Origin of the sequence: Microlunatus parietis (genome assembly GCF_013407955.1) — a bacterium.
Classification (GTDB): domain Bacteria; phylum Actinomycetota; class Actinomycetes; order Propionibacteriales; family Propionibacteriaceae; genus Microlunatus; species Microlunatus parietis.
Window position 1 is genome coordinate 5,580,227 of sequence record NZ_JACCBU010000001.1, and the last position, 13,835, is coordinate 5,594,061.

At 71.2% G+C, this 13,835-nt stretch carries 10 protein-coding genes; 7 read left to right on the forward strand and 3 right to left on the reverse strand.

All coding sequences use genetic code 11. The features are described from left to right. Positions 1-19 precede the first annotated feature (19 nt). Positions 20-388 carry a nitrite reductase small subunit NirD gene (gene nirD, locus BKA15_RS26895; RefSeq protein WP_179756171.1) on the reverse strand — a complete coding sequence of 123 codons (369 nt, stop codon included), beginning with the start codon at positions 386-388 and terminating at the stop codon, positions 20-22. 163 nt (positions 389-551) lie between these two features. On the opposite strand from nirD, the gene nirB reads away from it, so the two are divergent. From nirB to BKA15_RS26930, 7 genes are all read left to right on the forward strand, one after another. Then, a complete protein-coding gene (gene nirB / locus BKA15_RS26900) occupies positions 552-3,053 on the forward strand; it encodes a nitrite reductase large subunit NirB (protein WP_179756173.1) in 2,502 nt (833 codons plus the stop codon). Beyond that, entirely contained in the window at positions 3,050-4,111 is a 1,062-nt protein-coding gene (gene cobA / locus BKA15_RS26905) for a uroporphyrinogen-III C-methyltransferase (protein ID WP_179756175.1), read from the forward strand. The genes nirB and cobA overlap by 4 nt, the downstream gene beginning before the upstream one ends. Next, complete coding sequence (locus BKA15_RS26910) at positions 4,108-5,268, forward strand: uroporphyrinogen-III synthase (RefSeq protein WP_179756177.1); 1,161 nt, start codon at positions 4,108-4,110, stop codon at positions 5,266-5,268. Before cobA ends, BKA15_RS26910 begins: the two co-directional genes overlap by 4 nt. 78 nt (positions 5,269-5,346) lie before the next feature. Further along, a complete protein-coding gene (locus BKA15_RS26915) occupies positions 5,347-6,720 on the forward strand; it encodes an MFS transporter (protein ID WP_179756179.1) in 1,374 nt (457 codons plus the stop codon). Continuing rightward, positions 6,721-8,814 (forward strand): molybdopterin oxidoreductase family protein, encoded by a 2,094-nt coding sequence (locus BKA15_RS26920; protein ID WP_179756181.1) that lies wholly within the window; start codon positions 6,721-6,723, stop codon positions 8,812-8,814. It abuts the gene before it with no gap. After that, positions 8,811-10,340, forward strand: coding sequence for an FAD-dependent oxidoreductase (locus BKA15_RS26925; RefSeq protein WP_179756183.1), 1,530 nt, complete (start codon positions 8,811-8,813; stop codon positions 10,338-10,340). The genes BKA15_RS26920 and BKA15_RS26925 overlap by 4 nt, the downstream gene beginning before the upstream one ends. Before the next feature lie 975 nt (positions 10,341-11,315). Continuing rightward, a complete protein-coding gene (locus BKA15_RS26930; protein ID WP_179756185.1) occupies positions 11,316-11,981 on the forward strand; it encodes a maleylpyruvate isomerase N-terminal domain-containing protein in 666 nt (221 codons plus the stop codon). A 65-nt stretch (positions 11,982-12,046) separates the two neighbouring features. Here BKA15_RS26930 and BKA15_RS26935 read toward each other — a convergent pair whose 3' ends face one another. Then, on the reverse strand, positions 12,047-12,658 hold the full coding sequence (locus tag BKA15_RS26935) for a dihydrofolate reductase family protein (protein WP_179756187.1): 612 nt from the start codon (positions 12,656-12,658) through the stop codon (positions 12,047-12,049). Positions 12,659-12,721: 63 nt separating this feature from the next. Continuing rightward, positions 12,722-13,783 carry a DUF4037 domain-containing protein gene (locus tag BKA15_RS26940; RefSeq protein ID WP_179756189.1) on the reverse strand — a complete coding sequence of 354 codons (1,062 nt, stop codon included), beginning with the start codon at positions 13,781-13,783 and terminating at the stop codon, positions 12,722-12,724. Between the last annotated feature and the right edge of the window lie 52 nt (positions 13,784-13,835).

Consider the following 13,835-nt stretch of genomic DNA (forward strand, 5'->3'; position numbering starts at 1 on the left):
CGGTGGGGCCGCCGATCGCTCAGTCGAGGCCGAGTTCGACGGTGCCGTCGGTGAGCCGGACCGGATAGCTGCGCAGGGCCAGCTCCGGATCGGTCAGGCCGGCTCCGGTGCGGAGGTCGTAGATCTCCTTGTGCAGCGGCGATGCGACGGTCGGCGCGTCGCCGCGGGACCCGACGATGCCGCGGGCCATCACCTCCGCGCCGGTGTGCGGATCGGTGTTCGAGGTCGCGTAGACGTTGTCGTCGTCGAGCCGGAACAGGGCCACTTGCGCGGGAGCGCCGTGATCGTCGATGATCAACGCCGCCTCGCCCCAACCGGGTTCGAGGTCGTCCAGCCGGCACACCGGGATCCAGGTCCGGGCGGCCACGGGTTCAGTGATCGTGATCATGGTGCGGCCAGCGTAGGCGGGGGGTTGTTGCGGGCGGATGGCTGCTTCGTATCAGCGGCGTTACGACCCCCTCACAGTCCGGAGCGTGCGCCGTGTGAACGCTGTCATGCCGCGGTTACATCGGGGAAATGGCCGGGTAATCGCGGCTGCTTAGCGTCGAGACATGACCCGACGAGTGGTGGTGGTCGGCGGTGGACCCGCGGCCCAGAGGTGCGTGGAACGACTCGTGGCCGGCGACCCGGCCGGCGAGTTGTCGATCATGGTCCTGACCGAGGAGCCCTGGGCGCCGTACGACCGGGTGGCGCTGTCCCGCCGGCTGACCGGCGACGTCGACCTGACCCTCGGCGATCCCGACCTGTGGCAGCATCCGAACGTCACACTGCGCACCGGCGAGAAGGTCACCGGCATCGACCGGGAACGCCGCTACGTGAGGACGACCGCGGCCGACCACGCCTACCACGAGTTGATCTTGGCGACCGGTTCCTACCCGCTGGTGCCGCCGATCACCGGCGCCGACTCCTGCCATGTCTACCGCACCCTGGAGGACGTCGACCGGCTGCGCGCCGAGCTGCTCGAGCTGCCCGAAACCCTCGGACGGAAGCCCCGGGTGCTGGTCGTCGGCGGCGGCCTGCTCGGGCTGGAGGCGGCCGGTGGGGTGGCCGAGCTCGGCGCCGAGGCGATCGTCGTGAACGCGGCCGGCTGGCTGATGAACACCCAGCTCGACCAGGGCGGCGGCGAGGCGCTGGGCCGGCTGATCGGGGACACCGGGCACACCGTGCTGCTGGACGTCTATCCGACCGAGGTACGGGTCGACGGCGCGGGCCGTACGGTCGAGCTGAGCGACGGCCGGGAACTCTCGGTGGATCTCGTGATCATCGCGATCGGGGTCCGGCCGCGGGACGAGTTGGGCCGGCAGGCCGGGCTCGACGTCGGGGAGCGGGGCGGCGTCGTGATCGACGATCGCTGCCGTACCTCGGATCCGGCGATCTTCGCGATCGGCGAGGTGGCCTGCTTCGACGGCCGCACGGTCGGCCTGGTGGCGCCCGCGACCGCGATGGCCGACGTCGTCGCGGACCGGCTGACCGGCGGCGACGCGCGGTTCCCTGGCTTCGACACCGCGACCAAGCTCAAGCTGTCCGGGGTCGAGGTGGCTTCGTTCGGCGACGCGTTCGGGCAGCTGCCGGGCTGCCTCGAGGTGGTGTACGCCGACCCGGCCCGCGGGCTCTACCAGAAGATCATCGTCACCGGGGACGCCAAGACGTTGCTGGGCGGGATCTTCGTCGGCGATGCCGACCCGTACCCGTCGCTGCGGCCGCTGCTGGGCCGGGACCTGCCCGAGCCGCCGGGCCGCTATCTCTCGGTGGCGGGCGGTGACCGGCCGGCCACCGAACTGCCGGACGACGCGATCCTCTGCTCGTGCAACAACGTGCCGGTCGGCACCGTCAAGAAGTTGATCAAGGAAGGCCCTTCGACAGGCTCAGGGACCGGGTGTACCGACCTGGGCGAGTTGAAGCAGTGCAGCCGGGCCGGCACCGGCTGTGGTTCCTGTGTGCCGATCTTGAAGAAGACGCTGGACTCGGAGTTGATCAAGGCCGGGATCACCGTGTCCACGGCGCTCTGCGAGCACTTCGCGTCGTCCCGGCAGGAACTGTTCGACGCGGTACGGGTGCTCGGGCTGACCTCGTTCGAGGAGGTGCTGAACCGCTACGGGACCGGCCGCGGCTGCGACATCTGCAAGCCGGTGGTCGCCTCGATCCTGGCCAGCCAGGGCGGCGCCTACATCCTGGACGGCGGCCGCGGCGGCCTGCAGGACACCAACGACCGGGCCCTGGCCAACCTGCAGAAGGACGGCACCTACTCGGTGGTGCCGCGGATCCCGGGCGGCGAGATCACCCCGCAGAAGCTGGCTGTGCTGGCCCAGGTCGCCGAGGAGTACGGGCTCTACACCAAGATCACCGGCGGGCAGCGGATCGACCTGTTCGGGGCCCGGCTGGAGCAGCTGCCGGAGATCTGGCGCCGGCTGGTCGACGCGGGCTTCGAGTCCGGGCACGCGTACGGCAAGGCGGTCCGGACCGTGAAGTCCTGTGTCGGCTCGACCTGGTGCCGGTTCGGCGTCCAGGACTCGGTCGGGATGGCCGTCGAACTGGAACTGCGCTACCGCGGGCTGCGGGCACCGCACAAGATCAAACTCGGCGTCTCCGGCTGCGCCCGGGAGTGCGCCGAGGCCCGCAGCAAGGACGTCGGTGTGATCGCGACCGAGGCCGGCTGGAACCTCTACGTCGGCGGCAACGGCGGCTTCCAACCGGCCCACGCCGTCCTGTTCGCCTCCGACCTGGACACGCCGACGCTGATCTCCTACATCGACCGGTTCCTGATCTACTACGTCCGCACCGCCGACCGGCTGCAACGGACGTCGGCCTGGCTGGCGTCGATCGACGGCGGCCTCGATCACGTCAAGTCCGTGGTGATCGACGACTCGCTCGGAATCGCCGAGGAACTGGAGCAGGCGATGGCCGATCACGTGGAGCGCTACGTCGACGAGTGGGCGGCGACCCTGGCGGACCCGGAGCGGCTGCGCCGGTTCCGGCCTTTCGTCAACGCGCCGGCGGGGGCGTCGTCCGGTCCGCCGCTGATCTCCGGCCCGGCGATCGGACGCCGATCATGATCGGCGAGCTCGACCTGACCGGCAGCGTGGTGCTGCTGGTCGGCGCCGAGTCCACGAGTCGGCGGGCCGACCGGCGCTACCGGGCCGCCGGAGCGCGGGTCCGCCGGGTCGGCGCGTCCGAGCTGCCGCTCGACGACGATCCGGTCGCCTGGCGGCTGGCCCTGCTGCCGGTGGCTCAGCTGCCGCCGTCGCGGTGCGTGATCATCGACGGCGACCCCGGCCTGCCGGCGGTCCGGGTCGAGACGATCCGGCGGCAGTGCCGGCGGCTCGGCGTGCCGACGGTGCTCGAGCCGGCGGCGATCGCGGCCGGCCGGGTGACCCTGGTCGGCGGCGGGCCGGGACCGGAGGAACTGCTCACGGTGGCGGCCCGGGCGGCGCTGGCCGACGCCGACGTGATCTTGTACGACCGGCTGGCGCCGCACGAGCGGCTGGCCGAGCTGGCGCCCGGCGCGACGCTGGTCGATGTCGGGAAGCGGCCGTACCACCATCCGGTGGGGCAGGATCGGATCAACGAGTTGATCATCCGTTATGCCCGGGGCGGTGCGTCGGTGGTCCGGCTCAAGGGCGGCGATCCGTACGTCTTCGGGCGCGGCGGCGAGGAGGTCGACGCGTGCCGCGCGGCCGGGATCGAGGTCCGGGTGGTGCCCGGCGTGTCCAGCGCGATCGCGGTGCCGGGCGCGGCCGGCATCCCGGTCACCCAACGCGGCGTGAGCCGGTCCTTCACCGTCGTCTCCGGCCATGAGCCGTTGTCCGACGAGGATTTCGACGCGCTGGTCCGGGTCGGCGGAACCCTGGTGATCATGATGGGCGTGGCCAACCTGCACCAGCTGGGCGCCGGCCTGGTCCGGGCCGGGCTGGAGCCGGACACGCCGGCCGCGGTGATCGAACGCGGGCTGCGGCCCGGGCAGCGGACCACCGTCGGCACCATCGGTTCGCTGCCCGGCGAGGCGGCCCGGATCGGGGTCCGGTCGCCGGCGGTGATCATCGTGGGCGAGGTGGTCCGGTCCCACGCCGACCTGGCGCCGTTGTTGATCACGGCCGGCCTGGGTCCGGCGTGAACGCGACAGTCCCTGCCCTGCAGGGGTTCCGGGTCGGCGTGACCTCGGACCGGCGGTCGGAGGATCTGATCACCGCGCTGGAACGGCGCGGCGCCGAGGTGCTGCACGCGCCGTCGCTGCGGATCGCGGTGAACGAGTCGGACGCGTCGCTGATCGAGGACACCCGGCGGCTGATCGCGGCCCGGCCGGAGTTCGTCCTGATCACCACGGGTTACGGGATGCACCGCTGGCTCGAGGTCGCCGACGTGGCCGGTCTCGGCGCGGAACTGATCGACACCCTGGAGCGGTCCCGGGTGCTGGCCCGCGGCCCGAAGGCGCTCGGCGCGATCCGGGCCGCCGGGCTGGACGAGGCGTCGCTGAGCGACGCGGAGACCACCGCCTCGCTGGTCGACGCGGTGATCGCGGCCGGCCCGGGCCGCCGGGTCGGCATCCAGTTGCACGGTTACACCGACGAGGTGCAGCTGGCCCGGCTGCGCTCGGCCAGCGCCGCGGTGCACACGGTCGCGCCGTACCGGTGGGCGCCGGTCAGCGGCGACGACCGCTCCCAGCGGCTGATCGACGCCGTCTGCGACCGGGCACTCGACGCGCTCACCTTCACCAGTGCGCCGGCTGCCGACGCCACCCTGGCCCTGGCCAGGTCCAGCGGCCGGTGGTCGGACTTCCTGTCCGCGTTGCGTTCCGACGTGATCACCGTCGCGGTCGGCCCGGTCACCGCCGGCCCGCTGACCGAGGCCGGGATCGACGTGATCATGCCGGACCGGTACCGGATGGGCGCACTGATCAGGCTGGTCTGCGACCGGCTGAACCGGGACCGGGTGCGACGCTATCGGACCCTGGTCGGCGACGCGGAGGTGCTGGAGCTGCGCGGCCAGACGGTACGGGTCGGTGACCGGCAGGTCCGGCTCGGCCCGACCGCGCTGGCCCTGTTCCGCAGGCTGGCCGACGCGGAGTCGGCGGTGCTGTCCCGGGAACAACTGGTCGAGGGGCTGTCCGACCAGGCCGACACGCATGCGCTCGAGGTCGCGATCAGCCGGCTGCGCCGCAGCCTCGGCGTACCGGACTTGATCAGCACCGTGATCAAGCGCGGCTACCGGATGAACGTCCGTCGCCTCACAGCACCCGAAACGGCTTGTGCGCAAGAGCTAACCGGGTCGTGACCCGACCGCACCAGGTCCGACACTCCGCGTTCCTAGCGTAAGTCTCGGCACCAGTTCCATGATCATCGAGGAGACGAGATGGCGCTCGACATCGATGCGGCCACCCAGGCCCGGACGGCGACGGCCGTCGCACCGACCCGGCGGCCCGGCCGCTGGCTGGACGACTACGACCCGGAGAACGCCGAACAGTGGGCGAACGGCGGCCGGGCGATCGCGCACCGGAACCTGCGCTGGTCGATCTTCACCGAGTTCCTCGGCTTCGTGGTCTGGGGGCTGTGGAGCATCGTCGTCGTCTCGTTGCCGGCGGCCGGCTTCCGGTTCAGCAACTCGGAGATCTTCTGGCTGATCTCGCTGCCCAGCCTGGTCGGGGCGACCATGCGCTTCCCGTACACCTTCGCGGTGGCGCGGTTCGGCGGACGCAACTGGACGATCGTGTCCGGCCTGCTGTTGCTGATCCCGGCGATCAGCCTGGCCGTCGCGGTGGCGAACCCGGCGACGCCGTTCCCGGTGCTGCTGCTGATCGCCGCGACGGCCGGCTTCGGCGGCGGCAACTTCGCCTCGTCGATGGCCAACATCACCTACTTCTTCCCGCGGGCCGAGAAGGGCTGGGCGCTGGGACTGAACGCGGCCGGCGGCAACCTCGGCGCGTCGGTCGGCCAGTTGGTGGTGCCGATCGTGATCACGATCGGTGCGGCCGCCGCGGTGAACCTGCCGCTGGCCGGCCTGATCTGGGTCCCGTTGATCATCGTCGCGGTGATCGGCGCCTGGCGCCGGATGGACAACCTGTCCGGCGCACGGTCCGACGTCGCGGCCTCGCTGGCGGCGCTGCGGCAGCCGCACCTGTGGATCATCGCCGTGCTCTACATCGGCACCTTCGGCTCGTTCATCGGCTTCGCCGGCGTGTTCCCGAAGTTGATCAGTGACGCGTTCCCGTCCTACGCAGGCTTCAAGGTCGGCGCGGCGACCGTGTCGCTGGCCTTCCTCGGCGCGTTCGTCGGCTCGATCGCCCGGCCGTTCGGCGGCCGGCTGGCGGACCGGTTCGGCGGCGCCCGGTTGACCGCGGTGTCGTTCGTCGCGCTGGCCCTCGGCGTGACCGGAGCGATCTTCGCGACCAGGTCCGGCAACTTCTGGATCTTCCTGGCCTGCTTCTGTTTCCTGTTCATCGCCACCGGGGTCGGCAACGGCTCGACGTACCGGATGCTGCCGGCCGTCTTCCATGCCGCCGGCGGCATGAGCGGGGCACGGCTGGCGGCCGCGTCGCTCGGCATCGTCTCCGGGATCGGCGCGTACGGCGGCTTCGTGATTCCGCAGGTGCTGCGGATCTCGTACGAACAGACGCAGGGCTACGACCTGGCCTTCGGCTGCTTCGCCGGTGCCTATCTGATCATGCTGGCGATCACCTGGTTCTGCTACCTGCGGCCGGGTTCGGCGATGGCCGCGCGGCGGATCTGAATGGCCGAGACGCACTGCCCGTACTGTGCCCTGCAGTGTGGGATGAACCTGACGCCGGGCGCGGCGGGCGTCGAGGTGGCCGGGCGGGAGTTCCCGACCAACCGCGGCGGCCTGTGCCGCAAGGGCTGGACCGCGGCCGCGGTGCTCGGCACTCCGGACCGGGTGACCGAGCCGCTGATCGCCGACGGCCGGGGCGGCTTCGCGGCAGCGTCCTGGGACATGGCGCTGGACCTGATCGCCGAACGGTTGATCAAGCTTCGCTCCAGCTACGGCGCGGACGCGAACGGCGTGTTCGGCGGCGGCGGGCTGACCAACGAGAAGGCTTATCTGCTGGGGAAGTTCGCCCGGGTGGCGCTCGGTACGGCCATGATCGACTACAACGGCCGGTTCTGTATGTCGTCGGCCGCGGCGGCGGCCAACCGGGGGCTCGGGCTGGACCGCGGGCTGCCGTTCCCGGTCACCGATCTTGATCAGGCCGGCCAACTGCTGCTGCTCGGCTCCAACGTCGCCGACACCATGCCGCCGTTCGTGCAGCACCTGGACGGGATCCGCGCCGGCGGCGGTCTGATCGTCGTGGACCCGCGCCGCTCGGCGACCGCGGACCTGACCGCGGACGGCGGCGGGCTGCACCTGCAGCCGGTGCCCGGCACCGACCTCGCCCTGCTGCTGGGCATGATCAGGATCGCGATCGCCGAGGATCTCGTTGATCATGACTATCTGGTGGCCCGGACCGAGGGTTTCGAGGCGCTGGCCCGGTCGGTCGCGGCCTGGCACCCGGCCCGGACCCAGACCGTCACCGGAGTCCCGGCTTCTCTGATCCGGCAGGCGGTCCGGCTGCTCGCGTCGCGGGCCGGCAGCTACGTGATCACCGGGCGCGGTGTCGAGCAGCACGCCGATGGCACCGACACGGCGACCGCGGCGATCAACCTGGCCCTGGTGCTCGGTCTGGTCGGCCGGCCGGACTCCGGCTACGGCACGCTGACCGGCCAGGGCAACGGTCAGGGTGGCCGCGAGCACGGCCAGAAGGCGGACCAGTTGCCCGGCTACCGGATGATCACCGACCCGACCGCGCGGGCCGCGGTGGCCGAGGTGTGGGGCGTGCCGGCCGACCGACTGCCGGGCCCGGGCCTCCCCGCGGTACGGCTGCTGGCCTCGATCGGCGAGCCGGGCGGGATTCGTTCCCTGCTGGTGCACGGCTCGAACCCGGTCGTGTCGGCGCCGCGTTCGCTGGCGGTGGCGGAACGGCTGCGCCGGCTGGACTTCCTGGTGGTGTCCGACTTCGTCCTCTCCGAGACGGCGCGGTTGGCGGACGTGGTGCTGCCGGTCACCCAATGGGCCGAGGAGGACGGCACGTTGACCAACCTGGAGGGGCGGGTGATCCGGCGCCGGGCCGCGGTGACACCGCCGGCCGGGGTGCGCAGCGAGCTGTGGATCCTCACCGAACTGGCCCGCCGGCTCGGCGAGACCACCGGCTTCAGCGCCGATCCGGAGACCGTGTTCGACGAGTTGCGGCGGGCCTCCGCGGGCGGCCGGGCGGACTACTCCGGGATCAGCTACGCCCGGCTGGACCAGGGCGAGGCCTGTTACTGGCCGTACCCCGAAGGTGGCCGGTCGACGCCGCGGCCGTTCACGGACGGCTTCCCGACGCCGAGCGGCCGGGCGAAGTTGATCACCGTCGAGTATCGCGGTCCGGCCGACCGGCTGCACCGGCGCGGCGAGCTGGTGTTGATCACCGGGCGGCTGCTGGAGCACTACCAGTCCGGGGCGCAGACCCGGCGGGTGCCGGAACTGGCGGCGGCGCGGCCGGAGGCGATGCTGGAGATTCACCCGGCGACCGCGTCGGCGCTCGGCATCGGCGACGGCGAGCCGGTCCGGCTGCACAACGACCGTGGCGAGTGCCGGGTCAGGGCCGTCTACAGCAAGGCGATCCGCCGGGACACCGTGTTCCTGCCGTTCCACTTTCCGGACCGGCAGCGGGCGAACCTGCTCACCACCGAGGAGACCGATCCGGTCTCGGGGATGCCGGAGTTCAAGGTCGCGTCGGTGCGGGTCGAGCGCGTGGCGGCCGACGATCATGTGGAGGTGGGGGAATGAACGGACCGGAACGGGTGGTGATCATCGGGTTCGGGCCGGTGGCGGCTCGGCTGATCGACCGGCTGCGCGCGGCCAACCGCAGTCGCCGGGAGGCGGGCGAGCCGGAGCGGTTCGCGATCACGGTGATCGGCGCCGAGCCGGAACCGGCCTACCACCGGGTCATGATCGGCGAACTGGCGACCGGGGTCGCGACCCGCGCGTCGCTCTGGCTGTCCGATGCGGCCGAGCTGATCGGTGACGGCGTGGACGTCCGGCTCGGCGCCGTGGTCACCGAGGTCGATCGCGAGGCCCGGACCGTGGCCCTGGCCGGCGGAGAGTTGATCGGCTGGCACCGGCTCGTCTTCGCGACCGGCGCCCGCGCCTATGTCCCTTCCCTGGAAGGGTTCTCCGGCCGGATCGACCCGCGTGAGCTGAGCGGCATCCAGGTGCTGCGATCCCTCGACGACGCGGACCGGCTGCGCGACTCGGTGGCCGCCGGCCGGCGGATCGTCGTGCTCGGCGGCGGCGTACTCGGCCTGGAACTGGTGCTCGGCCTGGCCCGGGCCGGGATCGACGCCACCTTGATCCACTCGGGCGAACACCCGATGGCCCGCGCCCTTGATCAGGACAGCGGCCGGCTGCTGCTCCGGGCGCTGCGTGCGGCTGGGGTGTTCGTGGTGTCCGATGTGATCTGCCGGGCGCTGCTCACCGAGCCCGACGATGATCATGGCCGCCGGTTCACCGGGATCGAGTTCAGCGACGGGCGGTTCGTCCGCGGCGACGAACTCGTGCTGACCTGCGGCGCGCTGGCCCGGACCGAGCTGGCCGAGGCGGCGGGGCTGCGCTGTCACAACGGGATCCTGGTCGATCACGAACTCGCCTGCTGGGGTACGGATTCGATCTTCGCCGTCGGCGACTGCGCGGAGGTGCGGTGCGCCGCGGAGCCGTACTGTTCCGAATGTACGGAGCGTCCGCTGAAGACGTCGGCGCCGGCCGGCCTGATCGCGCCGGGCTGGGAACAGGCGGAGGCGCTGGCGGATCGGCTGATCGACGGTGTCCCGGTCACGGTCGGGACGGGGATCGACGGAATGATCCAGCTGAAGGCGGATGATCTTGATCTGGTGGCCGCCGGCGACACGCTGGCCGGACCCTGGACGCCGGGACTTGAGGTGGCCCAGTGGCTCGACCCGGCTCACGGCCGCTACGTCAAGATGATCACCAGGGAAGGACGGCTGACCGGCCTGGTGAGCCTGGGCATGCCGAACGCGGGCGCGGAGCTGGCCTGGCTGTACGACACCGGGACCGAACTGCCCTGGGATCGCTCCCTGCTGCTCCGCGGCGACGGCCCGGACGGTGGCGACGAGCCGTCCGGAGCGCCGGTCTGCCGCTGCAACGGAGTGCCGAAGGAGACCGTCCAGGCCGCGATCGCCGCGGGCTCCCGAACCGTCGCCGACGTCGGCCGGGAAACCCGCGCCGGCACCGGTTGTGGCGGCTGCCGGTCCAAGATCGCCGCGCTGCTGGAACAGGGCGAGGGAGCCCCATGCTAGGAACTGGGTTGCTCCGCGCGAGCTGACCTGCCGAAGTGCCGGGTCGAATCGGGCCTGCCCCTTCGACAGGCTCAGCCCCGAATCCGCCGCACCCGAGCCGAAACAGCTGAGCCGGTTTCCGACGGATCGCGGCCGTCGTGGCCGTGGCGGGCGCAGTTCACTGAGCGGATGATGTGACCTCGCTTTCGCCGAGTTCTGCCGGTCAAGCGGTCCGCTCGGTGATGTCGAGGCTGCGATGATGAGGCAACGGTCGCGGTATGCGGGGGCGGTCGCGGCTGCGGAGGGCGGGGGCGTGTCGCGATTTCACTTCGCATCGACGGCTGCAACGTTGTACCGGCCCGTTGTGGTCGACACCAAGAGGTTTCGCGACATCGCCCGGGCAGGAACAGCGGCCGGTGCTCCGGGGCCGGTAGCGTCGGGTAACCCCTCGAGTCCTCGGTGCCGGACCGCTTGATCATGGTGGCCGGTCCGGCGGTGCGCTGCCCGGTCCGTCCAGCCCCGCTCGGGCACCGCCGCATCCACCGCCCCGGCCTCGGGCGACGACCCCGGGTCCAGCGGTCACCACTCGAACCACCAACGGCCGGCTGCACGCCGAACCAAGGTCACGTCGGGTTCGTGCCTGTGACGTGACGCATGCTGCCTTGCCCGCCTGAATGATCACCACCGTCGGCTGCAGGGGGACCCGTCGGGAGGCATTCCGGGGCCGCAGCCGCGGTGGTGGGTTCAGCCGGGCTGGTTCGCGGGCGGTCGGCTGATCAGCGCCGGGTGCCGTCGTCCTTCCGCCGCAGCTCAATTGATCAAGCGCTTCAGAGCCGTCCAGCGTTCGAACTTGAGAGGGCTTCGCGCCAACGGCCGCGAGTGCCGGAGGTGGCGACCGCGAGTCGGCTCGATACGAGCGATCGGGGGATCCGGGGCTGAGCCTGCTCTTCGACAAGCTCAGCGAGCGGGTGCGGCAACACGTGCTAGGACTGGGTCATGGATGCTGTGCTGGAAGCCTTCCGCGCGGAGGGCCGGGCCCTTCTCGGGATCGTCCGGGAACTCGGCGCCGATGATCTTGGGCGCCCGACGAACTGCCCGCCGTGGAACCTGGCCGAGCTGATCGTGCACATCGCCGACAGCATCCGGGTCGGCGAGTTCCGTACCGCTCCGGCCGGCACCCGTCCGCGCGAAGCCGCCGACTACTATTGCCGGCCCGAGCGAGGCACCGCCGAATACCGGGACAACAACGTGCGGCAGGCCCAAAGGGCCGCGGCTCGACTGGAGGCCGGCGTCGCCGATGTGCTGGCGGATTCGCTTCGGGACGCTACCGCGGCCCTCGCGGACGATGATCTTGGTCGGATCGTCGAGGTGCCCCGGGTCGGGCCGATGCGGCTCGGTGACTGGCTGGCGACCCGGGTGATCTCGCTGGCGGCGCACGGCCTGGACGTCGCGCTCTCCCTCGACCGGCCGCCGTGGACGACACCGGCGGCGCACGCGGTGATGGCGCCCGTGTTCCGCTCGCTGTTGGGCCAGGACTGTCCGGCCGGGCTCGGCTGGAACGAGGCCAGGGTGCTGGCCGTCGCGACCGGACGGGATCGGCTCACCGACGTCGAGCGGGACCAGCTCGGTCCGGCCGCGGCTCGGTTTCCGCTGCTGTCGTAGGGATTCCCGTCCGCCGACGCCGTCCGAGGACGCCAGACGGATCGACTGGAATCCTGGCCGAGGTGTCAGGACGGGCGGTCGAACCTGAAGTAGAGGTGATTGACCCCGTCGATCGCGACGGTGCGCGTGGCCACGAGTTCCTTCGCCTCGGCGCCGAGCTCGTCCAGCAGCCGGATTCCCTCGCCGAGCAGGACCGGCACCTGGTGCAGGTGCAGTTCATCGACCAGACCGTCCCGGATCGCCTGCCTGATGATGCCGATGCCGCCGTAGATGCCGACGCTCCTGTCGCCGGCCGCGGCCTTGGCCTGCTCGACGGCCGAGGCCAGGCCGTCGGTGACGAAGTGGAAGCTGGTGCCGCCCTCCTTGTGCAGGACCTCGCGGGGGCGGTGGGTGACGACGAAGACCGGCGCCCGGTAGGGCGGGTTGGTGCCCCACGGCTCCTCGCCGAAGTCGAACATGTTCCGGCCGAGCACGTACGCGCCGGCCTGGAACTCCTCGGCCACGAGATCATCGGCCGGTCCGGGCGTCCCGCCCGTCATCCCCTGCCGGTCCCGCCAGGTCGGCAGGTCGTGCACCCAACTGGTGAGCCGCCCGAGGTACTCCCAGGTCTTCTCGATCTCGGGGTGCCCGGCGTAGCCGTCGACGGACACGGACATCTGGGCGAACACGATTCCCATGACTGACCCCTTCCACTAACTGCTTGCAGATTGCAATCAGAATAGAACGGCGCGTCGATGAGGTCAAATGAGCGGCTGGGTGCGGAAGGTGCGAGCGAGGCGTGCCGGCCACTCCGTGAAGTTGATCAACAGGTCGTCGGCGTGGGTGAGCTGGTCGATGGTTCCGACACGGGGCAGGTCGCGGAGCGCCGGATCGGTGATCGAGTCGACGATGGCGTCGATGAGGGCGGCCGAGTTCAGCACCGGGTAGGGCCGGACGGCAGCGTTGATTCCGACCTCGAACGGTCCGATCTTCGGTGGCACCGGCTCGCTCAGGCCGAGCTCGTTGTGCCGGCTGCCGGCCAAGATCATGGCCCGGAGCACCGAGTCGTCGGCCCGCCCGGTCGGTGGCTCGGTCAGGGCCCGATCGATCAAGGGTCCGAGGTCGCCGGCGGCGTCGAGGTCGTCGAAGGCGCGGCTGAACCACTTGTCGTACGGCCGATAGCGGCGTTCCTGCAGGAACGCCAATTCCATGATCAACCGGCACAGCCGCGCGGTGATCAACCGGGCGCCCCGAAGATCACCGAGCTCGACGGAGCGGCCCAGGAAGGGTGATTGGTTGGCGATCAGGTGCCACTGCGCCGCCATGATCCAGCGCCAGACGTCGTCCGGGTACCACTGGTAACGGGTGCGCAGTGCAGTGAGTTCGCCGAGGTCGTCGCGGAAGACCCTGCCGGCGGTGAGCTGCAGGAGGTGCTGCTGCGGGACGCTCAGCCAGGTCGCGAGATCGGGTGGTTCCAGGGTGATCGTGGGGATTCGGCGGGCCAGCCAGTCGGTGAGCGTACCGATCTCGAGATGGTGCGTCTCCTTGCCGGCGTCGAGGGAGTACCAGCTGGTAGGTCGGTCCCGATAGTGCAACGGGAGCCGGCCCTGGATCCGGTCACGGACGAGAGCTACATCCTCCTCGGCGAGAAAGACCTGGAGCCGCGGTCCCCACTCGTGATCGGTGGACCGCTCGGTGTCGTACCCGAGCACCTCGGAGCCTTCGCCGATCAGGCAGGCCGTGTGCGGTCGACCGATCAACGGCGCCACGACGTCCTCGTAGAAGCTGTGCGCCAGTTCCAGCCCCTTCACGAACTCTGCCATCCGGCCGACGCTAGTGCTGACCACCGTCAGGACGCGACTGATTTGCCGCCGT